Source organism: Burkholderia sp. AU45388, from assembly GCF_030481585.1.
GTDB lineage: Bacteria > Pseudomonadota > Gammaproteobacteria > Burkholderiales > Burkholderiaceae > Burkholderia > Burkholderia sola.
Map to the genome: position 1 here is coordinate 26,251 of NZ_JAUJPV010000005.1, position 21,963 is coordinate 48,213.

22 protein-coding genes are annotated in these 21,963 nt (G+C 69.1%); 11 read left to right on the forward strand and 11 right to left on the reverse strand.

All coding sequences use genetic code 11. The annotated features are described in order from the left end of the window. Positions 1-83: 83 nt before the first annotated feature. The 4 genes from QZM72_RS11690 to QZM72_RS11705 all read left to right on the forward strand — a co-directional run bounded on the left by QZM72_RS11690 (position 84) and on the right by QZM72_RS11705 (position 4,032). Positions 84-1,127 (forward strand): LysR family transcriptional regulator, encoded by a 1,044-nt coding sequence (locus QZM72_RS11690; protein ID WP_301738133.1) that lies wholly within the window; start codon positions 84-86, stop codon positions 1,125-1,127. A 99-nt stretch (positions 1,128-1,226) separates the two neighbouring features. After that, positions 1,227-1,916, forward strand: a complete 690-nt coding sequence (locus QZM72_RS11695) for a DUF4286 family protein (protein ID WP_089470171.1) — start codon at positions 1,227-1,229, stop codon at positions 1,914-1,916. 45 nt (positions 1,917-1,961) lie between these two features. Further along, complete coding sequence (locus tag QZM72_RS11700) at positions 1,962-3,281, forward strand: MFS transporter (protein WP_301738323.1); 1,320 nt, start codon at positions 1,962-1,964, stop codon at positions 3,279-3,281. A 49-nt stretch (positions 3,282-3,330) separates the two neighbouring features. Beyond that, on the forward strand, positions 3,331-4,032 hold the full coding sequence (locus QZM72_RS11705; RefSeq protein WP_089470173.1) for a DUF2848 domain-containing protein: 702 nt from the start codon (positions 3,331-3,333) through the stop codon (positions 4,030-4,032). A 358-nt stretch (positions 4,033-4,390) separates the two neighbouring features. Here the strand turns inward: QZM72_RS11705 and QZM72_RS11710 are convergent, their stop codons facing one another. Further along, on the reverse strand, positions 4,391-5,368 hold the full coding sequence (locus QZM72_RS11710) for an NAD-dependent epimerase/dehydratase family protein (RefSeq protein WP_089470174.1): 978 nt from the start codon (positions 5,366-5,368) through the stop codon (positions 4,391-4,393). Between the two features lie 99 nt (positions 5,369-5,467). On the opposite strand from QZM72_RS11710, the gene QZM72_RS11715 reads away from it, so the two are divergent. Beyond that, complete coding sequence (locus QZM72_RS11715; protein WP_301738135.1) at positions 5,468-6,370, forward strand: LysR family transcriptional regulator; 903 nt, start codon at positions 5,468-5,470, stop codon at positions 6,368-6,370. 31 nt (positions 6,371-6,401) lie between these two features. Here QZM72_RS11715 and QZM72_RS11720 read toward each other — a convergent pair whose 3' ends face one another. Together QZM72_RS11720 and QZM72_RS11725 are read right to left on the reverse strand one after the other, a co-directional pair. Next, a complete protein-coding gene (locus tag QZM72_RS11720) occupies positions 6,402-6,722 on the reverse strand; it encodes a hypothetical protein (RefSeq protein ID WP_089470175.1) in 321 nt (106 codons plus the stop codon). Between the two features lie 60 nt (positions 6,723-6,782). Continuing rightward, the gene (locus QZM72_RS11725; RefSeq protein WP_089470607.1) at positions 6,783-7,655 is read right to left on the reverse strand and encodes a LysR family transcriptional regulator; all 873 of its coding nucleotides are present in this window, start codon (positions 7,653-7,655) and stop codon (positions 6,783-6,785) included. 147 nt (positions 7,656-7,802) lie between these two features. Between QZM72_RS11725 and QZM72_RS11730 the strand changes: the two genes are divergently transcribed. Further along, positions 7,803-9,263 carry an MFS transporter gene (locus QZM72_RS11730; RefSeq protein ID WP_301738136.1) on the forward strand — a complete coding sequence of 487 codons (1,461 nt, stop codon included), beginning with the start codon at positions 7,803-7,805 and terminating at the stop codon, positions 9,261-9,263. Positions 9,264-9,353: 90 nt separating this feature from the next. Here QZM72_RS11730 and QZM72_RS11735 read toward each other — a convergent pair whose 3' ends face one another. The 5 genes from QZM72_RS11735 to QZM72_RS11755 form a co-directional block, all read right to left on the reverse strand. After that, positions 9,354-9,551 (reverse strand): oxidoreductase-like domain-containing protein, encoded by a 198-nt coding sequence (locus QZM72_RS11735; protein ID WP_301738137.1) that lies wholly within the window; start codon positions 9,549-9,551, stop codon positions 9,354-9,356. A 241-nt stretch (positions 9,552-9,792) separates the two neighbouring features. Further along, positions 9,793-11,181, reverse strand: a complete 1,389-nt coding sequence (creD, locus tag QZM72_RS11740; RefSeq protein WP_301738138.1) for a cell envelope integrity protein CreD — start codon at positions 11,179-11,181, stop codon at positions 9,793-9,795. Positions 11,182-11,283: 102 nt separating this feature from the next. After that, the gene (creC, locus tag QZM72_RS11745) at positions 11,284-12,735 is read right to left on the reverse strand and encodes a two-component system sensor histidine kinase CreC (RefSeq protein ID WP_301738139.1); all 1,452 of its coding nucleotides are present in this window, start codon (positions 12,733-12,735) and stop codon (positions 11,284-11,286) included. Between the two features lie 15 nt (positions 12,736-12,750). Continuing rightward, positions 12,751-13,464: a two-component system response regulator CreB gene (gene creB / locus QZM72_RS11750; RefSeq protein ID WP_301738140.1), complete on the reverse strand. Its 714-nt coding sequence runs from the start codon at positions 13,462-13,464 to the stop codon at positions 12,751-12,753. A 76-nt stretch (positions 13,465-13,540) separates the two neighbouring features. Beyond that, complete coding sequence (locus QZM72_RS11755) at positions 13,541-14,254, reverse strand: SDR family NAD(P)-dependent oxidoreductase (protein WP_301738141.1); 714 nt, start codon at positions 14,252-14,254, stop codon at positions 13,541-13,543. 373 nt (positions 14,255-14,627) lie between these two features. Here QZM72_RS11755 and QZM72_RS11760 point away from each other — a divergent pair, with 373 nt between their 5' ends. After that, positions 14,628-15,305, forward strand: a complete 678-nt coding sequence (locus QZM72_RS11760) for a dihydrodipicolinate reductase C-terminal domain-containing protein (protein WP_301738142.1) — start codon at positions 14,628-14,630, stop codon at positions 15,303-15,305. A gap of 96 nt (positions 15,306-15,401) precedes the next feature. On the opposite strand, the gene QZM72_RS11765 is transcribed toward QZM72_RS11760, so the two are convergent. Together QZM72_RS11765 and QZM72_RS11770 are read right to left on the reverse strand one after the other, a co-directional pair. After that, positions 15,402-16,211: an SDR family oxidoreductase gene (locus QZM72_RS11765; protein ID WP_089470183.1), complete on the reverse strand. Its 810-nt coding sequence runs from the start codon at positions 16,209-16,211 to the stop codon at positions 15,402-15,404. Further along, the gene (locus QZM72_RS11770) at positions 16,208-17,041 is read right to left on the reverse strand and encodes a molybdenum cofactor biosynthesis F family protein (protein WP_089470608.1); all 834 of its coding nucleotides are present in this window, start codon (positions 17,039-17,041) and stop codon (positions 16,208-16,210) included. The genes QZM72_RS11765 and QZM72_RS11770 overlap by 4 nt, the downstream gene beginning before the upstream one ends. A gap of 170 nt (positions 17,042-17,211) precedes the next feature. Here QZM72_RS11770 and QZM72_RS11775 point away from each other — a divergent pair, with 170 nt between their 5' ends. The 3 genes from QZM72_RS11775 to QZM72_RS11785 all read left to right on the forward strand — a co-directional run bounded on the left by QZM72_RS11775 (position 17,212) and on the right by QZM72_RS11785 (position 19,878). Continuing rightward, entirely contained in the window at positions 17,212-18,006 is a 795-nt protein-coding gene (locus QZM72_RS11775; RefSeq protein WP_089470184.1) for an AraC family transcriptional regulator, read from the forward strand. Between the two features lie 190 nt (positions 18,007-18,196). Beyond that, a complete protein-coding gene (locus tag QZM72_RS11780) occupies positions 18,197-19,129 on the forward strand; it encodes a DMT family transporter (protein ID WP_089470609.1) in 933 nt (310 codons plus the stop codon). Positions 19,130-19,329: 200 nt separating this feature from the next. Next, complete coding sequence (locus QZM72_RS11785; protein WP_089470185.1) at positions 19,330-19,878, forward strand: permease; 549 nt, start codon at positions 19,330-19,332, stop codon at positions 19,876-19,878. A gap of 101 nt (positions 19,879-19,979) precedes the next feature. Here the strand turns inward: QZM72_RS11785 and QZM72_RS11790 are convergent, their stop codons facing one another. Beyond that, complete coding sequence (locus QZM72_RS11790) at positions 19,980-20,114, reverse strand: entericidin A/B family lipoprotein (RefSeq protein WP_050017418.1); 135 nt, start codon at positions 20,112-20,114, stop codon at positions 19,980-19,982. Positions 20,115-20,349: 235 nt separating this feature from the next. Between QZM72_RS11790 and QZM72_RS11795 the strand changes: the two genes are divergently transcribed. Continuing rightward, a complete protein-coding gene (locus tag QZM72_RS11795; RefSeq protein WP_089470186.1) occupies positions 20,350-21,645 on the forward strand; it encodes an aspartate carbamoyltransferase in 1,296 nt (431 codons plus the stop codon). Positions 21,646-21,963: the final 318 nt, after the last annotated feature.

A 21,963-nucleotide genomic window follows, 5' to 3' on the forward strand; every position in this document is an offset into this window, starting at 1 on the left:
ACGCGTGCCTGACCGCTTCCGAATCCGTTAACATCGTCCCGATCCGCCGCCTGGCGCGGCCCTGCCTCACCGTTCGGAATGCGATGAACATCCGGTTTCTGGAAACCTTCGTCTGGCTCGCGAAGCTGGAAAACTTCCGGCTCACGGCCGAGAAACTGCACACGACGCAGGCGGCCGTGTCGAGCCGCATCGCATCGCTCGAGGAAGCGTTCGACGTGCGCCTGTTCGACCGCAACACGCGCTCGGCCACGCTCACGCCCGCGGGCCGGCGCATGCTGGCCTACGCGGAGCGGATCGTGCGGCTCGACGGCGAAATGCGGCGCGACATCGATGCGGCGAGCGACGCCGGCCTGATCCGGATCGGCGTGATCGAATCGATCGTGCACAGCTGGTTCCCCGCGCTGATGGCGCAGTTGCGCGAGCGCTATCCGCGCCTCGACGTCGAGATCACGAGCGACACGACGCTGCACCTGATTCGCCTGCTGAGCACCGACGGCGTCGACCTGATCCTGCAGACCGATCCGGTGCCGGGCCCGGACTTCACGAATCTGCCGCTGGGCGAATTCCCAGTGCGCTGGGCCGCGAGCCCGCGCCTCGGGCTCGGCGGCCAGCCGCTCGACGCCGCGCGCCTGGCCGGGTTTCCGATCATCAGCTTCTCGCGGCACTCGGGGCCGCACGCGACGATCGAGCGGCTGTTCGCGGCGGTCGAACGGCCGGCCAGCATCAATTGCATCACGTCGGTCGCCGCGATGATCCGCCTCGTCGCCGACGGGCTCGGCGTGGCTGCGCTGCCGCCTGCGATCATCGGGCGCGAACTGCATGAGGGCACGCTCGAACTGCTCGACGTCGAGCCCGAATTCCCGGCGCTGCCGCTCGTCGCGACGTACCGCAGCCAGGGGCTGCCGGTCGCCGCGCGTGTCGCGGAACTCGCGAGCGAAGTGGCGCGTGCGACGGCGGCTGCCGCGAACCTCGCGAAGCCGGCCGCCTCCGATCGAGTCGATACAATGCCCGCGCGCAGGGCAACCGCGACAAAGACGAATACGCCCGCGAAAACGAAGCCGAAGCGCACGACGAAAGCCGCCTCGCCCGCCCCGCCTGCCGCAACACGGCGCTCGCGCCGCTCATAAGAAAACCTGTTCACCGCGAATTTGTTTTCTTGTTGGACGGGCACGGGCCGTCTTCAGGACACTGGGGTTCCCGACCTACCCGTCACGAGGAACGCCGCGATGACCCGCCTTTCCCTTCCGCACGGCCAGCTTTGCGTCTGGACGGATATCGACCCCGCGCACGAAGCCGATTTCAACGCGTGGTACGACCGCGAGCACATGCAGGAGCGTGTCGCGATTCCCGGCTTCACGCATGCGCGGCGGTTTCGCGCGACCGACGGCGGCCCGCGCCGATACCTCGCGCTGTACGTGACGGACGCGCTCGACGTGTTCCGCGGCGACGCGTACCGGCGCGCATTCACGCAGCAGACCGCGTGGTCGCTCGCGAACTTCGAACGCATGACGGGCACCCAGCGGCGCGTCGGCGAACTGACGATCGAAGCCGGCGACGGCGAAGGCGCGCATCTCGCGCTCTTCGTGCTGCCGCCGGATCGCATCGACGTGCCGCAGCTGCGCGAGGGCTTCGACGCCGCACTGCAGGAACCGGGCATCCACGCCGCGCGGCTGTTCCGCACCGCGCCGGACTTGTCCGCACCGATCGGCGCCGCGGCGGCGGCCCGGCCCGCCGCCGATGCGCTGGTGCTGATCGAAGGCAGCGACGCAGTAGCCGCGCGCCGCGTGGCCGCCACGCTCGCCGGACACGACGACGTACGCACCTTCGAGCTGCTGTGGCGCGCCGCCGCACCGCTGCCGGCTGCGCACCGCGAGGCCGAAGCCGAACCGGCCACCGCTGCCGCGCTGCCTGCCTGAACGCTCGACGCCGGCACCCACGCCGGCCCCGTCACCCGTCACGACCTGCCCGATACCATGAGCACTCTCGCCCAGCCCGCCGCCCACACGCCCCACCGTGTCCGCAACAGCCGACTCGCGACCGCGAGCATGATCGGCACGTCGCTCGAGTGGTACGACTTCACGATCTACAACACGCTCGCCGCACTCGTTTTCAACCATCTGTTCTTCCCGTCGGTCGATCCGCTGGCCGGCACGATCCTCGCGTTCTCGACCTATGCGGTCGGCTACGTGTCGCGCCCGCTCGGCGGCTTCGTGTTCGGTAACCTCGGCGATCGCATCGGCCGCCGCGCGGTGCTGATGCTCACGCTCGTGCTGATGGGCGTGACGACCGCGCTGATGGGCGCGCTGCCGACCTATGCGCAGGCCGGCATCCTGAGCCCGATCCTGCTCGTCGCGCTGCGTTTCGTGCAGGGCGTCGCGCTCGGTGGCGAATGGGCCGGCGCGGTGCTGCTGTCGGTCGAGCACGGCGACCAGAAACGGCGCGGGCTGTCCGCGTCGTGGACGCAGATCGGCCCGTCGTTCGGCACGCTGCTCGGCACCGGCTGCATCGCGCTCGTCACGCTGTCGACCACGTCCGACAACTTTCTGTCGTGGGGCTGGCGCGTGCCGTTCGCGGCCAGCGCGCTGCTCGTGGCGTTCGGCTTCTGGGTGCGGCGCGGCGTCGACGAAACGCCGCAGTTCGAGCAGCTCGCCGAATCGCACGCGACCGCCGAAGTGCCCGTCGCCGACGTGCTGAAGTACCACTGGAAGCGCCTGCTGATCGCGGGCGGCTCGCGAATCGGTTCGGACGTGCTGTATGCGCTGATCGTCGTGTTCACGCTGACCTACGTGACGACCGTGCTGCACCTGTCCCGCCCCGTCGCGCTGACGGCCGTGATGATCGGCACGGCCTGCAACGCGCTCGCGGTGCCGTTCTTCGGCGCGCTGTCGGACCGTTTCGGCCGCCGTCCCGTGTATCTCGCCGGCGCCCTGGCCGGGATCGTGTGGGCGTTCGTGTTTTTCACGCTGCTCGATTCGGCGCGCCCCGTGGCGATCGTCGCGGCCGTCGCGATCGGCCTCGTGATCCATGCGGTGATGTACGGCCCGCAAGGCGCGTTCGTGACCGAACAGTTCCCGACGCGCGTGCGCTACGCGGGTTCGTCGCTCGCGTACACGCTCGCCGGCATCGTCGGCGGCGGCTTCGCGCCGCTCGTGATCGCCGCGCTGTTCCGGCAGACGGGCACGACGACGGCCGTGTCGCTGTACGTCACCGCCGCGCTCGTCGTCACGTCGATCGCGCTCGTCGCGGCGCGCGAGACCGCGCACCGGCCGCTCGCGGATTGAGCGTCGCCGCCAGCCGGTTCATTCCCTTGCACCTCGAACGGATATCCGCATGCCAACCCTGTCGTTCAACGTGATTTCCCTGCACGGCGCGCCAGCCGCCGTCGACGTCGATATCGAACGCGTCGTGATCGCCGGCTGGGCCGGCCGCGACCCGGCCGCGATCCGCGCGCACATCGACGAACTCGCGGCGCTCGGCGTCGCGCCGCCATCGACCACGCCGTGCTTCTATCGCGTGTCGTCGGCGCTGCTCACGCAGGCGCCGTCGATCGGCGTGCTCGGCACGCGCTCGGGCGGCGAGATCGAATGCGTGCTGATCGACAGCCCGGCCGGCACGCTGGTCACGGTCGGCTCCGATCATACGGATCGCGAAATCGAGGCGTACGGCGTCGCCGTGTCGAAGCAGGTATGCGCGAAGCCGCTCGGCCGCGACGCGTGGCGCCATGCGGATGTCGCCGATCACTGGGATGCGCTGGAGATGCGTTCGTGGCTGATCACGCGCGACGGCGAGCGAACGGCGTACCAGCACGGCGCGGTCAGCGGCCTGCTCGCGCCCGACGCGCTGTGGCAGCGGTTCGACGATCGCCGCACGATGCCCGCGCGCTGCGCGATGTATGGCGGCACGGTCGCCGTGCACGGCACGATCGCGACGATGGGTGACGGCGATGCGTTCGAGATGGAGTTGCACGATCCGGTGCTCGGACGCAGCCTCACGCATCGCTATGCAGTCGAGGTGTTGCCGGTCGTGGCTTGACGGCGAGCGGAAAACCGCACGCGACGGAGACGCGGGCGCGACGGCTGTCGGTCGTTACGCCTGTTCCTACCTGTACGACTCGAAGCAGTGATAGTCCGGGAAGTTGAACTGCGCGTTGCCGCAGTACAGCACACCTGCCAGGTTGGTACACCCGCTCAATGTGAACATGATTGCTCCCGCAACCGACATTTTCCACCCGAAATATCCCATCGCGCCTCCGTTTTCGCCTTATCGGTATCGACCGACATGATGCGCACCGGACGCACGCGGGTATGTGGAGAATTGTGGTCCCGGGGGCACTTCGGTTTACCGTGACACGTTTCCGCGCGCGGGCGCCGCCCGTGCTCCCCGCCGTTGCTCACCCGAGACACCCGAGCCCCGCCAGCGTCGCCTCCACCGCCGTATCGAGCGGCGTCACCGGCTCGCGGCCAAGCACCGCGGTCACGCGCGCGTTGTCCATCCGGATCGGTTCGCGCCACAGGTAACGCATCTCGAGCAATTCGCGCAGCGTCGTGACGAACGGCGCGGCCGCCCACACGAGCCACCACGGGAAATCGCGCAGCGCCGGCCGCATGCCGTGCCGCTGCGCGACGCGTTGCACGGCCTGCGCCATCTGCATGCCGTCTTCATCCCAATGCCCGCCCAGATGGAAACGCGCGAACGGCTCCAGCGTCTCGCGCCGCTCGATCAGCTCGAGCATCGTGCGGGCCACGTCCGGCACATACGACCATTGATGGCCGACGCCGCGGCTCGGCACGCTGATGGTCGCGACGGGCCGCCCGGGCTTGATCAGCCCCTGCGAGAACCAGCTGTTGCCGAGCTGCGGCCCGAAGAAATCGCCGGCGCGCACGACGATCGCCCGCACGCCGTGCACGCTGGCGTCCTGCAACCGCCGCTCCAGTTCGACGCGGATCGCGCCCTTGCGGGTCGCCGGATGCTGCGGCGCATCTTCCCGCAGCACCGGAAACGCATCGGCGCCGAAGTTGTAGACCGTGCCCGGCAGCACGACGGTGGCTTGCGCGGCCCGGGCCGCCGCGATCGTATTGTCGATCATCGGCAGCACCTGCGTGGCCCAGTTCCGGTATCCGGGCGGGTTCACCGCATGCACGATCACGCTGCAGCCGCGCGCGGCGCGCACCACCGCATCGCGATCCAGTGCGTCGCCGCGCACCCATGCGATGCCGTCGCGCTCCACGACCTCGGCATCGAGCCCGCGCTTGAGCGCCCGCACCTGCCAGCCCGCATCGCGCAATTGCCGCGCGACTTCCCCGCCGATCCCGCCGCTCGCACCCAGCACGAGTGCCTGCCGTTGCGTCCCGCCTGCGTTTGCCAACATTGCCGCTCTCCTTGAATGGCGTCATCACGACACGCATTCTGGCGCGCGGGCCACTAGCAAGGAATTGCCGAACCTGGTAGATCGGCTATACATTTATGCATGACCACCGATCTGAACTGGGAACGCTACCGCACCTTCCTCGCGGTGCTGACGGAAGGCTCGCTGTCCGGCGCGGCGCGCGCGCTCGGCATCACGCAGCCGACGGCCGGCCGCCATGTCGCGGCGCTCGAAGCCGCATTCGGCCAGACGCTGTTCACGCGCTCGCCGTCGGGCCTGCTGCCGACCGAGGCCGCGCTCGCGCTGCGCGGCCACGCGGAGGCGCTGCGCAGCGCGGCGGCCGCGTTCGAGCGCGCGGCGGCCAGCCATGGCGCCGGCGTGCGCGGCATCGTGCGGATCTCGGCCAGCGACGTGATCGCCGTCGAGGTGCTGCCGCCGATGCTCGCGCAGTTACGGCGCGACCATCCGGGGCTCGTGATCGAACTGGTGCCGACCGACCGCATCCAGGACGTGCTGAAGCGCGAGGCCGACATCGCGGTCCGGATGGCGCCGCTCACGCAGGACGCGCTCGTCGCGCGGCGAGTCGGCGACATCGAAGTCGGGCTGTATGCGCGCGACGATTACCTGGCGCACCACGGCGCGCCCGCGACGAGCGACGCACTCGCGCATCACGCGCTGATCGGCTTCGATACGGTCACGCCGTTCATCCGCTCGGCGGGGCGCGGCATGCCGCTCTGGAAACGCGACGCGTTCGCGCTGCGCACCGACAGCAATCTCGCGCAGCTCGCGATGATCCGCGCCGGCTACGGGATCGGCTTCTGCCAGACGGCGCTCGCGAAACGCGACGCGCGGCTCGTGCGCGTGCTGCCCGACGGGCCCGCGATGCGGCTGGAAACCTGGGTCGTGATGCACGAAGACCTGCGCACGAGCCCGCGCTGCCGCGCCGTGTTCGATGCACTGGCCAACGGGCTGCGTGCGTATGCGGACGGTGAAGCCGCCGAGTAGAAAGCGGCGGGCGTGAATCGCGCAGGCCGCGCTATTCGTAGATTTTTCCGGCGAACAGGATGTCGGCGATCCGCCGCCACGGGTTGTCCGGCACGTCGTAGAAACGCAGCCCCTCTTCCGACGCCTCGGCCCAGTCGATCATCGCTTCCAGGTACTCGCCGATCGACCGGTTTTCCCAGCCGAGCGCGGCGTGCGCGTACGGTGACAGCGGCGAGTCTGCCTCGAGCTGCCGCTCCGTGTGCCAGTCATGGCCGAGCACGCGCAGGAAGTGGATCAGCGAACGCTCGTCGACCACGCGCTCCAGCGCATCCTGCAGCTTCGCGGCCATCTCGCGCTTCAGTTCGTCGTTCATGCCTGTGGTCCCCCTGGCGCGCCTCTCGTTACGCGCCGTCGCGTGTCGCGCGGCATGGTTTTACATCAGCAGTTGACGCGACAGCACCTCGCGCGCCTGGGTAACGGTTTCGCGCTCGCCCGGCAGCGGCGGCGTCAGCGAAAACACCGCGTCGGGCAGCGGCGGCAGCCGGTATTTCGGGCCGAGCCGCATCAGGCCGTCGCCAATCGCCGACGCGCACAGGCAGCCGACTCCCAGCCCCGCCGCGAGCATCGACTGCAACCCCGCGACGCCCGACGCGCTGTGCACGAGCACGTACGGCGTGTGCTGCTCGTCGAGCGAGCGCACCGCGACCTGATGCATCATGCAGTCGTCCGGCAGCAGCACCAGCGGCAGCGGCTCGGGCAACTGCTCGGCGAGCGCCGGCGACGCGACCCACGACAGCGGTTCGCGCCGCAGCACCCAGCGCGTGTCGGCCGACACCGGCCGGAACGGCCCGCTCGACATGTTCATCACCACGCCGAGATCGATCTGCCCGCGCGCGTGCGCCGCTTCGATCTCCGCGCTCTTCATCGCGCTCACGTGCAGGCTCAACTGCGGGTAGCACTCGCGCAGCCGCGCCAGCATGCCCGCCACTTCATTCGTACGGTAGTAATCGGTGATCGCGACGCGCAGCTCGCCCTTGATCGCCTGCCCGCGCAGTTCGTCGAACGCGGCCTCGTTCAGCGCGACGATGCGCCGCGCGTGCTGCAGCAGCCGCGAGCCGGCCGGCGTCGGCTCGACGCCGCGCTTGCTGCGCACGAACAACGGCACGCCGGCCCGCGATTCGAGCTTGCGCACCTGCTCGCTGACCGTCGATTGCGACAGGTGCAGCAGCGGCGCGGCGGCCGTCAGGCTGCCGGCGTCCGCGACCGCCGCGAAAGTGCGTAACTGATCCAGGTCGAAACCGCGCATCGCCTCCCCCATCCATCGAATAACCCGATGGATGCTACCACTCTTTCCCGCTTTTCCGAATCGTGAGCGATATCCAAAATAAGGGGTCGACGGCCCGCCTGTGTCGATCGCATACCCGGCCCTCATTTTTTGGATTCTGCTTTCCTCATGACGAACCACACCCTTGCTCCCCGCGCGCCGGCCGGCGCGACTGCCGCGGCGACGCCGCGCAGCCACCACGGCTGGGCGCTCGTGGTCCTGCTGGTCGGCGCCATTCTGCCGCCGCTCGACTACTTCATCGTGAATCTCGCGCTCCCGGCCATTCGCGACGGCATCGGCGCGCGCCAGGCCGAGTTGCAGCTCGTCGTGTCGGCCTATGCGTGCGCGAACGCGGTCGTCCAGATCACCGGTGGGCGTCTCGGCGACCTGTACGGACGCAAGCGCATGTTCATGGTCGGCATGGCCGGCTTCGTGCTCGCGTCGACGCTGTGCGGGCTCGCCGGCAACGGCACGGTGCTCGTCGGCGGCCGCGTGCTGCAGGGCCTGTTCGCCGCGATCCTCGCGCCGCAGGTGCTCGCGACGATCCGCAGCGTGTTCAGCCCGCAGGAACAGGTGCGCGTGATGGGCTTCTACGGGTTCGCGTTCGGCCTCGCGGCCGTGATCGGCCAGCTCGGCGGCGGCGCGCTGATCAGCCTGCATCCGTTCGGGCTCGGCTGGCGCGCGATCTTCCTCGTCAATCTGCCGATCGGCATCCTGGCGCTGATCGGCAGCTGGCGCTTCATCCCGGAAAACCGCGCGCCGCGCGGCCAGCGTATCGACGTGCCGGGCACGGTGCTGATGTCGCTGTTCCTGCTGATGCTCGTGTACCCGCTCACGCACGGTCGGGAAGCCGGCTGGCCGCTGTGGATGATCGCGTGCGGCATCGGCGCGCTGCCGATGCTCGGCGCGCTGCTGGCGGTCGAAGCGCGCCGGCTCGCGTGCGGCCACGATCCACTGCTCGACGTGCGGCTGTTCCGCAACCCGGTCGTCGCGCTCGGGCTCCTGCTCGCGTTCCTGTTCTACATGCTGAGCGCGTTCTTCCTGAGCTACGGGATCTATCTGCAGGGCTGCCTGAACTGGTCGCCGCTCGCGTCCGGCTTCGCGATCCTGCCGCTCGGGCTCGGCTTCCTCGCGAGCCCGCTGCTGATGCCGCGCCTCGTCGCCCGCTTCGGCGGATATCGCGTGCTCACGCTCGGCTTCGCGATGCTCGCGGGCGGCGTCGCGGTCGCCGCCGCGCTCGCCCGCGACGGCGCGCCGGGGCCCGGCTTCTATGCGGGCATCGCGGCGATCGGCATCGGGCAAGGGCTCGTGCTGCCGTCGGTCGTGCGGATCGTGCTCGCGGAAGTCGACACGACCCGCGCGGGGGTCGCGTCGGGGATGGTCAGCGCGATGCTGCAGATCGGCGCGGCGGTCGGCGCCGCGACGATCGGCGGCGTGTTCTTCGCGCGGCTCGGCGTGCATCCGGCCGCGCTCGATTACGTGCAGGGGTTCAGGGCGTCGATGTTCACGCTGACGATCGTGTTGCTGGGCTGCATCGCCTTGTCGATGGCGCTCGGGCCGCTGCATCGGCGGCTGCATGCGGATGCGTGACGGATGACGCGGGACGGAAATGGCCGCGTCAGTCCAACGCCGGCAACCGATGCGGCGCATGCAACGCATGGCCGTTCGCCGGCATCCGGTTTATTCGCGATGCTCGCGCTGCGCTTGTCGCGCCTCCCATTCGGCCAGTTCGACGCGATAGCGCGCGAGCGCTTCGTCGTACAGGTCGAAGACGCACGGCGAACAGCCGCTGTTGCAGCAGTCTTCCAATTCGGGTGGGATAGGCGGGGTCGGACGGGGATCGTCGATGGACGGATCTCCGGAAACTGGGTTCGGCACGGCGTGGTCCGGTAACGTGGAGTGGAGAGTATAGGGCGAGACGGGCCGCCGCCGCGTTCGGCCGGCCGCGCCGAGCGTCTCTCCCATCCCGACCGCTGATCGAGATCGCGGCCATCGCCGAGATTCCTCTGGCGCGGTTTCGTCGCCCCGGGATGGCCGTGCGAAAGGCATCAGGCCCGCGTGAAAACGCGCGCCGGCCGCTATATTCCCGACCGGCGCGCGCTCATGCTCCCCCTCGCGCTTACTTCGCCGGCGCGCCCGGCTTCACCGCCCCCGGCTTGTCGGCCAGCGGCTGCCACGCGGCGCCGAGCGAATACCAGTCGACGCGGCGCGTGAGCGTCATGATGCCGGCAAGGATCGCGAACAGCAGCAGCGAACCGAGCATCAGCGCATTGTCTTCCGACAGCAGCAGCCCGTAGAGCGCGGCATACAGCACCGCGAGCAGCGCCGCGAACGTCGCGCCGCGCTTCACGCTGTGCAGCACGAACGACAGGTAGAAGCCGAGCAGCCCGATGCATGCGCCGCTCGCCGCGAGATACGCATAGCCGAACGCAATGTGCTCGGACAGGCTCAGCAGCAACAGGAAGAACAGCGCGAGCGACAGGCCGACCAGCGCATACTGGATCGGGTGAATGCGCAGCCGCTTGACGAGCTCGTACATGAAGAAGCTCGCGAACGTGAGCATCACGAACAGCGCACCGTATTTCGTCGCGCGTTCGGCCTGCAGATAGACGTTTACGGGTTCGATCACCGACACCGACGCCATCTCGATCTCGCCCCCGCCGTTGCCGGACGCCACTTGCTCGCGCGCCTTCGTGTTGAACGACGTCACGTGCCAGTTGCCGACGAAACCGCGCGCATCGATCGTGCGCTCGGCCGGCAGGAATTCGCCGCCGAAACTCGGATGCGGCCACGTCGATTTCAGCGAGAAGTCGTTCTGGTCGCCCACCGGCGCGAACGCGACCGATTCGGCGCCCGCTAGCGGCAGGCCGATGCTGAACGGCACGACCGCCGCGCCGGTGTTTGCGTCCGCCAGCGCCGCAAGATCGACGTTCGCATGCACGCCCTGGCGCAGGCTGTCGAGCCGCGTGCCCTGCTCCACGTCGATCCGCTTGCCGCCGATGCGCAGGTCCGGCTGCGCCTTCAACCCGCGAAGGTCTCCGATGCCGAGCGCGACATACGCGCCGTCGATCTTGAAGCTCACGTGGCCGTCGGCCTGCGGCAGCTTCTTCAGGTCCGGCAGCGGCAACGTGCCCGTGATCCGGCTGTCGAGCCCGTACACGAGCGCTTTATGGATACCGCGATAGCGCACGCTGACCGACAGCGTGCCGTCGACCTTCAGCGTCTTCGGAAACACGAGCAGCCGCTTCGCCTCGCTTTTCAGGCCGGTTTTCGCCTTGCCGCCGGCCCGCGCGTCGTCGCTCACGCGCGTGACTTCCGTGTAACGGACGACGAGCACCGGCCCCGTCACCGTCTGCGGCCCCGCGTAGCTCGCCCAGATACTCTGCAGCGCACTCTGCCGGTAATCGGCGCGTTCCCGCACGATGCTCTGGACCATCTGCAGCGGGATCAGGATCGCCAGCGCGAGAAACGCGGTGATCATGGACTTGAACAACAGGACTCGATTCATTGCTGGCAGGTACCGGAGTGGAGGTACGGTCAGCATGAGCGGCCCCGGTGAAGGCCGATTGAAGCCGGCGTGAAGCGAATGTGTGGCGAGCGTGAAGCGCGGTCAGCCCGCCGACGGCAGCGTGAGCGTCGCGCACGCCCCGCCTTCCGCGCGGTTCGCGAGCGCGATCTGGCCGCGATGCAGCATCGCGACTTCGCGGACGAAACACAGCCCGAGGCCCGTGCTGCGATCCTGTCCGTCGGGCCGCGGCAGCGAATAGAAGCGTTCGAATACGCGCGACAGCGCATAGTCGGGCACGCCGGGGCCGTCGTCCGCGACGCGCACGACCGCGACGTGCGCCCTGCCCGCCGGCTGCCGCTCGAGCGCGATCCGGATCGTGCTGCCTGGCGGCGCGAAATCCAGCGCGTTGTCGAGCAGGTTGCCGAGCGCCTGCCGCAGCAGGAACGGATCGCCGTCGACCACCGCGGGATCGGCCGCATCGTTCGCATCGATCCGCACACTCACGCCGCGCTGCCGCGCGCGCGGCTCGAGATCGTCGACGAGCTGTTCGAGCACCGGTCGCAGCGCGACCGGCTCGTGCACCGACAGCCGCTGCTTCTGCTCGACCTCGGCCAGCGCGAGCAGCTTGCGGATCATCTGTTCGAGGCGGCCGGCCTGGCGGCGGATGTTCTCGGTGAAACGCCGGCGGTTGGAGACCGGCATGTCTTCCTGAAGCAGTTCGGCCGCGCCGCTGATCGCGGCCAGCGGGCTCTTCATCTCGTGCGTGAGCGTGTGGATGTAGGTTTCGACGTACTGCCGGTCCTCCAGCCGCTGGTGCATGCTTTCCACCGCGCGCCCCAGTTCGGCCAGTTCGTTCGCGCCCTGCAGCGGCATCGACGCGCGCTCGCCGGCCGCGATCGCACGCGCATAGCGTTGCAGGCGCCGCAGACCGAGCACCAGCCACCACGTGCACGCGACGCCGATCAGAATCGCGCCGCCCATCAGCAACGCGCCGTACAGCATGATCTTGCGCTGGCTGCGCGCGATGAACGGCGCGACCGTCTGGTTCGGCTTCGCGATCGTCAGCACGCCGATGATCTCGTTGCCGCGCCGGATCGGCGCCGCCACGTGCATCACCGTGCTGCCATCGTCGTTCGGATCGCTGCGCGTGCTGCGCGCGCCGTATTCGCCGCGCAGCGTCCGGTACACGTCGTTCCAGCGCGAATAGTCCTGCCCGACCGCGCGACCGGACGAGTCGTAGCGGACGATGCCGTGCGCGTCGGTGATGTAGAGACGGTAGCCGATCGCATTCTTCTGGATGCCCCACACGTTCGCGCTGACCGGGCGCTCGTGCAGTTTCCCGAGCTGCCGTGCGAATGTGCCGTCGGCGATATGGCCGTTCGCCATGTCGTCGGCCGCCAGCGTCGCCAGCACCTGCGCGGTATCGACGAGCGTGTCCTCCATCGCTTCGCGCACGCCGGGCTTCACCTCCTGCACGAACACGCGCAGCGTGATCAGCGCGGCCAGGCCGACGATCAGGAAAAAGCCGAAGAAGATGCGCAGGCCGATATGCATGGGCGGTGTCGATCGTTACGGTTGCAGCGAATAGCCCATTCCGCGATGCGTGCGGATCGGGTCGCGCTCGGGATCGATCGCGCGCAGCTTGGCGCGCAGCGTCTTGACGTGCGTGTCGACCGTGCGGTCGGCCGAATCGAGCGCCTCGCGCCACACGAGATCCATCAGTTGTTCGCGCGAGTAGATGCGGCCCGGATGCCGGACCAGCAGCGCGAGCAGCCCGAATTCATAGCGCGTGAGGTCCAGCGCGTGGCCGAGCCACGCCACACGCGCGCCGTCCGCGTCGAGCGTGAAGCCGGCGGCGACCGGGGCAGGCGCGTCGGCGGGTGCGGGTGCGGGTGCGGGTTCCGCCGTGGCCGCCCGATGGAAGCGGCGCAGGATCACGCGCACCCGGGCGGCCAGCTCACGCGGCGAAAACGGCTTGACGACGTAATCGTCGGCGCCGATCTCGAGCCCGACGATCCGGTCGATCTCGTCGTGCCGCGCGGTCAGGAAAATCACCGGAATGTCGGTGAACGTGCGCAGCCGCCGGCATACCTCGAAACCGCCGAGGTCCGGCAGGCCGACGTCGAGCACCACGAGATCGACACGCGTGTCGCGCAGGCGGTCGAGCGCCGCCTGCCCGAGCGTGCAGTGAACGGTCTGCATGCCGTCGGTGCCGAGGGCATAGACGATCGTGTCCGCGATCGCCTGTTCGTCTTCGACGATCAGGATGGTGGGCTGAGTCATGGTGTCGGGTTCGGGTCGCGCAATCCGGTGCGACATTGTACGCACGGCCGGCCCCGGCGAGCCCTCCGCCGGCGCACTACGCGACGCGGCCGCTCACCGGAATCGACGCACCGGTGATCGCCTGCGCGCCGGCCGACAGCAGGAATCCGATCGTCGCCGCGAGCTGTTCGGGCCGGACCCAGCGCGAGAAGTCGGCGTCGGGCATGTCCTTGCGGTTCGGCGGCGTGTCGATGATGCTCGGCAGCAGCGCGTTCACGGTCACGCCGCGATCGAGCAGTTCCGCCGCCAGCGCCTCGGTGAGCCGCGCGACGCCCGCCTTCGCGGCCGCATACGCGCCCATCCCCGCGCCGGCCTTGAACGCCGCGCCCGCGCCGATGTTGACGATGCGGCCGGCCTGGCTCGCCACCAGGTACGGCAGTGCGGCCTTCGACGCATTCAGCGCGGTCTTCACGTTCAGTTCGTACATGCGGTCCCACGTGGCGGCATCGCCGTCGGCGATCGTCTGCCACACGAATGCGCCGGCGATGTTCAGCAGCGCATCGACCCGGCCGAATTCGCGGTCGACCATGTCGAGCGCCTGCGTGGCGGCCTGCGGATCGACGAGATCGATGCCGCCGATGCGCAGCGCATCGGCCGGCACGCCGGGCAGCGCCTGCGCCGCCGGGGCCGCGCCGCGGCCGATCAGCGCGACGCGTGCGCCGCGCTCGCCGAGCCACGCGGCCGTCGCGACGCCCAGATGACCGAAGCCGCCGGTAATCGCGACTACCTTGCCTTTGAAATCGTGTTCCATCGATGTGTTCTCCTGGATCGAGGGTGATGGGATGAAATGCCGACAGCGTAGCGCCGTTCACGCGTTCGTGCGCGCGGCGATGACGGTGCGGCGGCGCAGTTCGTCCGTCGGTGAGCCGTGGCTGGCCGGGGGGAAGTCGGCGAACGGTCGACGGGAGATTGGCTGCGAGCCGGTGGCTGCATCGCGAACGGATCGCCGCTCATACGTCGCGAGACGGGGCGACGCCTGCGCGAGCCCACGAGCACGCGGTCGGACGGCCGGGCATAATGCGCGATGCCTGGCACCCATGGCGCGCGAGGAGGCAACCGGGCTGGCCCGCCCGACGGCCCGCGCCACCGCCGTCTCGCATCCCGAACCTCAACCCGTCAATCCCATGCAAGTACTCGTCATCGGAACCGGCAAGCTCGCCAACGAGTTGCTCGGCTCGCACAAGCTCGACCCGGCCACCTGTCGCGTGATGCCGTGGTCGGACAGCACGCGAACCGAGGCCCGGTCGATCGTCGTCCATGCCGGCTCCGGCCGCGAACTCGCCGCGGCGATCGCGTTCTGCCAGGGCACCGCGTCGCCGCTCGTCGAGTTGTCGACCGGCTCCGACCTCGAAACCGGAACGTACGGCTTTCCGGTCGTGCTGTGCCCGAACACGAACATCCTGATGCTCAAGTTCATGAGCATGCTGGAAGCCAGCGGCCACCTGTTTCGCGACTGCGACATCAGCGTGACCGAGTCGCATCAGGCCGGCAAGACCTCGGTGCCCGGCACGGCCGTCGGCATCGCCCAGTCGCTCGGCGTACGGCCGGAAACCATCCGCTCCGTGCGCGACCCGGCCGTGCAGCGCAGCGAATTCGGCATCCGCGACGATCAGCTCGGCCGCCATGCGGTTCACCGGATACGCATCGACGACGGCGCCTGCAGCCTGCAGTTCGAATCGCGCGTATCCGGCGATACGCCCTATGCGGATGGCGTATCGCGCATCGTCGAGGCCGTGCGGCAGCACGATCTCGAGCATCACCGCTATTCGATCGTCGAATTCATCCGCAACGGCTGGCTGTAGTCGCGACAGCGGCGGCCTGTGACACGAGCGCCCATGGCGCGGGCCGCACGCCTGTGCCGGCGAGGCCTCGCCGCGCTCGCCCTCGCTGGCTCGCCGCTACCCGTCTGCCAGCACCGCGCCGCTCTCCGGCAACGTCGCCCCGCCATCGACGACGATCGTCTGCCCGGTGATGTACGCCGCATCGGCCGACGCGAGAAACAGCATCGCGTTCGCGATGTCCTCCGGCTCGCCCATCCGCGCCAGCGGAATGTCGCGCGCGATCTGGGCCGCGACCGACGCGTCGCCGAGATTGCCGGCCGCCGGCGTGCGGATCATCCCCGGTTCGACGCCGTTGACGGTCACGTTGCGGCGCGCCAGCTCCAGCGCCGCCGCCCGAATGAAGCCGTTCACGCCGGCCTTCGACGCCGCGTAATGCGCCAGCCCCGGATAGGCGACGCGCGGCCCCGTCACCGACGACGTGACGAGCAGCCGCCCGGCCCCCGCGCGCTCGAATGCCGGCAACGCGGCCTGCGCCAGCCAGAACAGCGCCGACAGGTTGACCGACAGCGTCCGGTCGAGCGTCGGCTCGTCGATCTGCGCGAACGGCGTCAACGGAAAGTACGCGGCATTGTGGATGACGACATCGAGCCGGCCGCCGTCGCGCTCGACTGCCGCGACGAGCGCATCCAGTTCGGCCCGGCTCGCGGCATCGACCCGGTACGCGCGTGCGTCGCCGCCCGCCCCGGCCAGCGCGTCGGCCTGCGCGGCTGCCGCCTCGCCATTCAGGTCGGCGACCGCGACGAACGCATCGGATTCCGCGAAGCGGCGCGCGATCGCCGCGCCGATCCCTTGCGCGGCACCCGTGACGAGCACGACGCGGCCGCTGAAATCCGCACGCAAGCGGCCGCCGCCGAGCACGGCGGTCATCGCTGCGCCTCGTCGCCGAGCGAATGCACGGTTTCGTTCAGCACCTGCGCGTACGCGCCGACCGGGAAATTCGACAACGAGCCGAAATCGCTGCCCTGATAGCCGAAGATCTTGCCGTCGGTCTTGTGCTGCGCGAAGTCGATCAGCACGACGCCGAGCGTCGGCACCACCTTCTCGCGCCACACGAACAAGTAAAGCTCGTCCGCGATCTTGAAGTAATGACAGCGGTCGACATCGGCCAGCCCGCCTTCGACGCCCTGCAGGCACTGCCACGCGTAGAAATTCTCGTTCAGGTAGATGTGCTCGTAGCATTCGGTCGGGCTGTAGCGGTACATCGTCCGCTTGCCGATCAGCTCGCGCGTGGGCGCATGCAGCGGCCCCGGCCGGGCGTGGCCGCCGAGCGTGCCGTGCCGGAATTGCGCATCGACGGCCGTCAACGGCAGCCCGCGCGCGACGCGCGTGAACGCATCGATGCGCGTGTCGGCTTCCGTCGGCAGCGTACCGACGACCGACGTCCACACGCCGGTGTCGAGATCGATCACGAGGCTCACCGACGTCGCCCGCGCCGTAGCATCGATGTAGTCGACGAAGTACAGCCCGTCGCGCAGCCGCGTCACGCGGCACGCCACGCGGCCCTCCGTATCGGTCGCCGCATCGCGCCACTGCAGCGCGCCCGCCTCGAACGTATAGACACGCCATGCGCCCGATGCGTCGTCGAGCGTCAGCGTCCGCGCGACGAGTGCGTCGACGGGGGCGAGGACGTTCGCGTCCGGCGCGAAGCCGTCCGCGAGCGCGCCCACCTGAATGAATACCGGATCCTGTCGTTCCACCTGCCCTCTCCCGCGCAGCTTCAGGCCCGGCGGGCCGTGTACGCTGCTCATGTGCACATGGTGCGGGCTGCGCGCGCGGCGCGGTATCGGCCAAAAGGATGAAGGGCGCGCGGCGTCGGAACGCGCTACAGTGCACGTGATCCGCGCCGCCACCGGCGCGAGGAGCGCACATGCACCGTGTCACCCACTACCGACGCACCGGCGAAGGCATCGAGGCGATCAGCCTCGAATCCGATCGCGCGTTTCCGCGCCACGCGCACGACGAATTCGGGGTCGGCGTGATCGTCAGCGGTGCGCACCGGTCGTGGAGCGGCCGCGGGCAAGTCGACGCGCTGGCCGGCGACACGATCATGGTCAACGCCGGCGAGATGCACGACGGCGCGCCGCTCGAGGCCGGCACTGGCCGGCGCTGGCGGATGCTCTACCTCACTCCCGCGCTGGTCGCGGGCGTCGCGGCGGAAGAAGGCGTCGGCGCCGTCGAGCTCGCGCATCCAGCCGTGCGCGACGCGCGGCTCGCGGCCGCCGTCGGCCGGCTGCATGCGCGCATCGTCGCAGGCGAAACCCAGCCGCTGGCCCGCGACGAAGCGCTCGTGATGCTCGTCGCCGGTTTGCTGGCCCGGCACGCAAACCGCACGCTGCCCACGGCCGGCGTCGCACCGGCGGTCCGCATCGCCCGCGAGCGGCTCGACGCGGCGCCGGCCGCGCCCGTATCGCTCGCCGAGCTGGCCGACCTGAGCGGCGTCAGCCGCTTCCAGTTGCTGCGCGGCTTCGCGCGCGAGCTCGGCATCACGCCGCATGCCTATCTGGTCCAGTCGCGCACGCGGCTGGCGCGCACGTTGCTGGCCAGCGGCCTGCCGATCGCCGATGCCGCGGCTGAAGCCGGCTTCGCCGATCAGAGCCACCTGACGCGGGCGTTCGCGCGCCACTTCGGGATCACGCCGGGGCGATTCACGCAGGCGGGTTAAGTAGCACTGTCCCGCTGCCCTGCGCGCAGCGCGAGGCCGCCGGGCGCACCGCATTCGCAGGCGGTTGCCGCCTCGACGGCGGCCGCGACCCATTGCGTCCGGGCACGTCGACGGCGCCCCGTATTCAACGCCCCACTCTGCTGCAATTTCGTTCAAGACGCCCCGTGCCCGGTACGCGACGATGCGGCGCATGAAGACACGACTGATTGGCTATCTCTATCTCGCCGCCGCGATGGCCGGTGTCGGCAGCACCGTCATCGCGAGCCGTCTCGCGGCGGGCGGCCTGCCGCCGTTCGCGGCCGCCGCGCTGCGCTTCCTGATCGCGACCCCGCTGCTGTTCGCGCTGATGCGCGCGCAGCGCATGCGCTGGCCACGCATTTGCGCACGCGACGCCGCGCTGCTCGTGATCCAGGCGGCGGCGGGCGGCGTCGGCTATACGGTGCTGCTGATCAGCGGGACGAAGCTGTCGTCGCCGCTCGATGCGGGCGTGATGCTCGGCACGCTGCCGGCCATGTCGACGCTGATCGCGGCCGTCGTGCTGCGCGAGCGGCAGACGCCGCGCGACTGGCTGGCTGCCGCGCTCGCCACCGCCGGCGTGCTGTTCGTCACGTTCGCGCCAGGCCACGCGATGCCGTCGCTGCAGACGCTTGCCGGGGATGCGCTGGTACTGGCGGCCGTCGCATGCGAAGCGGTTTTCATCCTGCTCAACCGGCGGCTCGCCGCGCCGTTGCCGCCGCTTGCGCTTTCCACCGCGATGTCGGGCCTCGGCTTCGTGCTCGCCCTCGTGCCGGCCGCGTTCGAATGGCATGCGGTGGCGAGCGGCTGGACCGTCGGCGCGGTGTCGGCGATCGCGTACTACGCGCTGATTCCGACCGTGCTCGGCTATCTGTGCTGGTATGCGGGTTCGGCGCGCACGAGCGGCACCGAGGCCGCCCTGTTCACCGCGGTCGCACCGGTTTCGGCCGTGCTGTTCGCCGTCGCGCTGTTCGACGAAGCGCTGAGCGGCACGCGTGTCGCCGGCATCGCGCTCGTCGTCGCCGGCATGCTCGTCGGCGCGACGCGACGGCGCGAGCCGCCCGGCGAATCGCGCACGACGCTCGCGGCGCGGGCCGCCACCGACTGACGCGCGTTCGTCGCGTCCCGGCGGAAAGGGCAGCCGCGCCCTGCCGTCGCCTCGCCTGTCGCTCTCCGTCTTCCCGCCATGCAGCCGGCGACTGCAGGAATGTGTCCGCGCGCCGCAAAACCGTTGCGCACGGCTGCGCAAGATGCAATATTCGCGTGGCCGGCCCCTTTGACCACCCTCGAACGACAATCCGCCAAGCAATGAACAGGAAGGAAGCCAAAACAAGAATCGCGGTGCTGCTGTCCGCGGGAACGAGGAAGGCCGACGCGCTGGCCGAACTGTCCGGACAGGGGCTCAAGGATCGCGTGCTCGCGCACCTGATCGCGTCGCGCCCGGACTCCGAACGCTGCCGCAAGAACAGGGTGCACATCCGGATCCTGATCGCGCTCGGCATCGCCCAGCTGGTCATCAGCCTGATGCTTGCGTACTACTTCTTCGCATCCGACGCCGGCACCGTCCTCGTCACCGTATTCCTTGCGTTGACCGTGCCGCTGTCGCTGCTGTTCATCTGGGGCTTCGCGACCCATCGTGTCGGCGCGTATCACGCGTTCATCGTGCTGTCGCTGCTGCAGATGCCGAAGGCCATCGCCGATCTCGGGCGCGATCCGGCGGGCGCGCTGCCGAGCGTCGCGATCACGGTCGTGCTGGTCGGTTACGTGTGGTTCGTCCGCAACCGGCTGTTCCCCGACTACGGCTGGTTCGCGCCGCGCAAGGTCGACGGCAGCTACGCATTCGTGGAACGCACCTGACGCCGGCGGCGTCGACTCGCGCACAAAAAAGGCGCCGGGCCGCCCCGCCATCGCGGGAAGGCCCGGCGCCTTCTGCATTTCTGCATGCCGGAACGGCTGGCTTACTTGGCCTTTTCAGCCGAATCGCTGATCGCCTGGCCGCCCTTCGAAATGTCCTGGCCCACGCCGGCGACCGTATTGCAACCGGCGAGCGCGGCGGTCAGTACCAGCAGCATTGCAGCAATCGTACGCGTCATTCTCATTCTCCTTGGAATCAACAAGCCCGATCGGGCGAATCGTGTGTGGCGTGGCGCCCGGCATGCTGCCGGACACGGGGCCTGACCTGATTATACGGAGAGCCGCGCCGCGCGCCAGTACGGCCCCGCCGCGTGTCCGGCGCGCCACACCGCGCATGCGCGAAGATTTTTCTTGACTTCATTGTGGCAGGAACTAATATACGCACCGCGTATATTTTCCGCCCAGGAGCCGCCGATGACCGTTCCCCAGCAAGCCTTCCTCCGCGACGCGATGCGCCGCCTCAACATGACTCGCGAGGCCTTCGCGAATCGCATCGGCGTCAGCCGGCGCGCGCTGGATACCTGGCTGCTTCCGGACGATTCGCAGGAATCGCGCGGGATGCCCGAAATCGTCGAGCGTTTCGTGTCGGAAATCGTCGAACGCTCGGCGCCGGACGGGGAGAACTATACGCAAAGCGTAGACAAACAAGGGCTCGCGAAGCAATTCCTGTTCGAAGGCAAGCCGCAGTTGATCTCGGTCGATCAGTTCTCGCGGGATTCGGTCGAGGCGCTGTTCCGCGTGGCCGACGTCATGCAGCCGATCGCGCGGCGCCACAAGATTTCGCGCGTGCTCGAAGGCGCCGTGCTCGGCAACCTGTTCTTCGAGGCCAGCACGCGTACACGCGTGTCGTTCGGCGCGGCCTTCTGCCGGCTCGGCGGCTCGGTGTGCGACACGACGGGCTTCACGTTCTCGTCGATGGCCAAGGGCGAATCGATCTACGACACGAGCCGCGTGATGGCCGGCTACGTCGACGCGCTCGTGATCCGTCATCCGGAAAAAGGCTCGGTGGCCGAATTCGCCCGTGCGACCAACCTGCCGGTGATCAACGGCGGCGACGGCCCCGGCGAGCACCCGAGCCAGGCGCTGCTCGACCTGTATACGATCCAGCGCGAATTCTCGCGGCTCGGCAAGATCGTCGACGGCGCGCACATCGCGCTGGTCGGCGACCTGAAATACGGCCGCACCGTGCATTCGCTCGTCAAGCTGCTCGCGCTGTACCGCGGGCTGAAGTTCACGCTCGTGTCGCCGCCGACGCTCGAAATGCCGGCGTACATCATCGATCAGATTTCGACGAACGGCCATGTGGTCGAGCAAACGAACGACCTCGCGGCCGGGCTGCGCGGCGCGGATGTCGTCTACGCGACGCGGATCCAGAAAGAGCGCTTCACCGACGAGTCGTTCGAAGGCTATACGCCGGATTTCCAGATCAACCAGGCGCTCGTCGATTCGGTATGCAAGCCCGACACGCTGATCATGCATCCGCTGCCGCGCGACAGCCGGCCCGGCGCGAACGATCTCTCGGTCGATTTGAACCGCGACCCGCGCCTCGCGATCTTCCGGCAAACCGACAACGGCATTCCGGTGCGGATGGCGATCTTCGCGGTGCTGCTGGGTGTCGAGAATCTCGTCCAGCACTCGATGCGCGATGCGACGTGGCGTCCGCCGGCGTACCTTGGGCCGGAGGATGCCGTGTTTCACGGAATCGATTGAGCTGCGGGCGGCATCGCGCGCCTGAACGCGAAATTGCTTCAGTTCGAGGGCCGCGCGCAGTGACGCAACGCCCCTCCAACGCGCCGGCTTGCACGGCGCGTTGTCATTTTCAGCACCGGCGCCGCAGCGGCTCGGAAATGACGTTGGTATCGACGAGGATCACCACATTTGCTTTCAATGCAGTCATACCAACACCTTGCTGTCATTTGATCCGGGTTGGGATGCAGCCACCGTAAGCCATCTGTCACGCCTTTCCCATTCGGCCGTTCGGCCATCCTCCCGCCCCGCCAGCCCCTCACAACCCCTCCGCAACATTCG

What these genes read in the sequence shown, in the direction of transcription:
- QZM72_RS11795 (WP_089470186.1), top strand. Translation starts at nt 20,350, where the DNA reads ATGACCGTTCCCCAGCAAGCCTTCCTCCGCGACGCGATGCGCCGCCTC.
- QZM72_RS11780 (WP_089470609.1), top strand. Translation starts at nt 18,197, where the DNA reads ATGAAGACACGACTGATTGGCTATCTCTATCTCGCCGCCGCGATGGCC.
- QZM72_RS11720 (WP_089470175.1), bottom strand. Translation starts at nt 6,722, where the DNA reads ATGAACGACGAACTGAAGCGCGAGATGGCCGCGAAGCTGCAGGATGCG.
- QZM72_RS11710 (WP_089470174.1), bottom strand. Translation starts at nt 5,368, where the DNA reads ATGTTGGCAAACGCAGGCGGGACGCAACGGCAGGCACTCGTGCTGGGT.
- QZM72_RS11790 (WP_050017418.1), bottom strand. Translation starts at nt 20,114, where the DNA reads ATGACGCGTACGATTGCTGCAATGCTGCTGGTACTGACCGCCGCGCTC.
- creB (WP_301738140.1), bottom strand. Translation starts at nt 13,464, where the DNA reads ATGACTCAGCCCACCATCCTGATCGTCGAAGACGAACAGGCGATCGCG.
- QZM72_RS11690 (WP_301738133.1), top strand. Translation starts at nt 84, where the DNA reads ATGAACATCCGGTTTCTGGAAACCTTCGTCTGGCTCGCGAAGCTGGAA.
- QZM72_RS11695 (WP_089470171.1), top strand. Translation starts at nt 1,227, where the DNA reads ATGACCCGCCTTTCCCTTCCGCACGGCCAGCTTTGCGTCTGGACGGAT.
- creD (WP_301738138.1), bottom strand. Translation starts at nt 11,181, where the DNA reads ATGAATCGAGTCCTGTTGTTCAAGTCCATGATCACCGCGTTTCTCGCG.
- QZM72_RS11705 (WP_089470173.1), top strand. Translation starts at nt 3,331, where the DNA reads ATGCCAACCCTGTCGTTCAACGTGATTTCCCTGCACGGCGCGCCAGCC.
- QZM72_RS11730 (WP_301738136.1), top strand. Translation starts at nt 7,803, where the DNA reads ATGACGAACCACACCCTTGCTCCCCGCGCGCCGGCCGGCGCGACTGCC.
- QZM72_RS11765 (WP_089470183.1), bottom strand. Translation starts at nt 16,211, where the DNA reads ATGACCGCCGTGCTCGGCGGCGGCCGCTTGCGTGCGGATTTCAGCGGC.
- creC (WP_301738139.1), bottom strand. Translation starts at nt 12,735, where the DNA reads ATGCATATCGGCCTGCGCATCTTCTTCGGCTTTTTCCTGATCGTCGGC.
- QZM72_RS11785 (WP_089470185.1), top strand. Translation starts at nt 19,330, where the DNA reads ATGAACAGGAAGGAAGCCAAAACAAGAATCGCGGTGCTGCTGTCCGCG.
- QZM72_RS11760 (WP_301738142.1), top strand. Translation starts at nt 14,628, where the DNA reads ATGCAAGTACTCGTCATCGGAACCGGCAAGCTCGCCAACGAGTTGCTC.
- QZM72_RS11755 (WP_301738141.1), bottom strand. Translation starts at nt 14,254, where the DNA reads ATGGAACACGATTTCAAAGGCAAGGTAGTCGCGATTACCGGCGGCTTC.
- QZM72_RS11775 (WP_089470184.1), top strand. Translation starts at nt 17,212, where the DNA reads ATGCACCGTGTCACCCACTACCGACGCACCGGCGAAGGCATCGAGGCG.
- QZM72_RS11725 (WP_089470607.1), bottom strand. Translation starts at nt 7,655, where the DNA reads ATGCGCGGTTTCGACCTGGATCAGTTACGCACTTTCGCGGCGGTCGCG.
- QZM72_RS11715 (WP_301738135.1), top strand. Translation starts at nt 5,468, where the DNA reads ATGACCACCGATCTGAACTGGGAACGCTACCGCACCTTCCTCGCGGTG.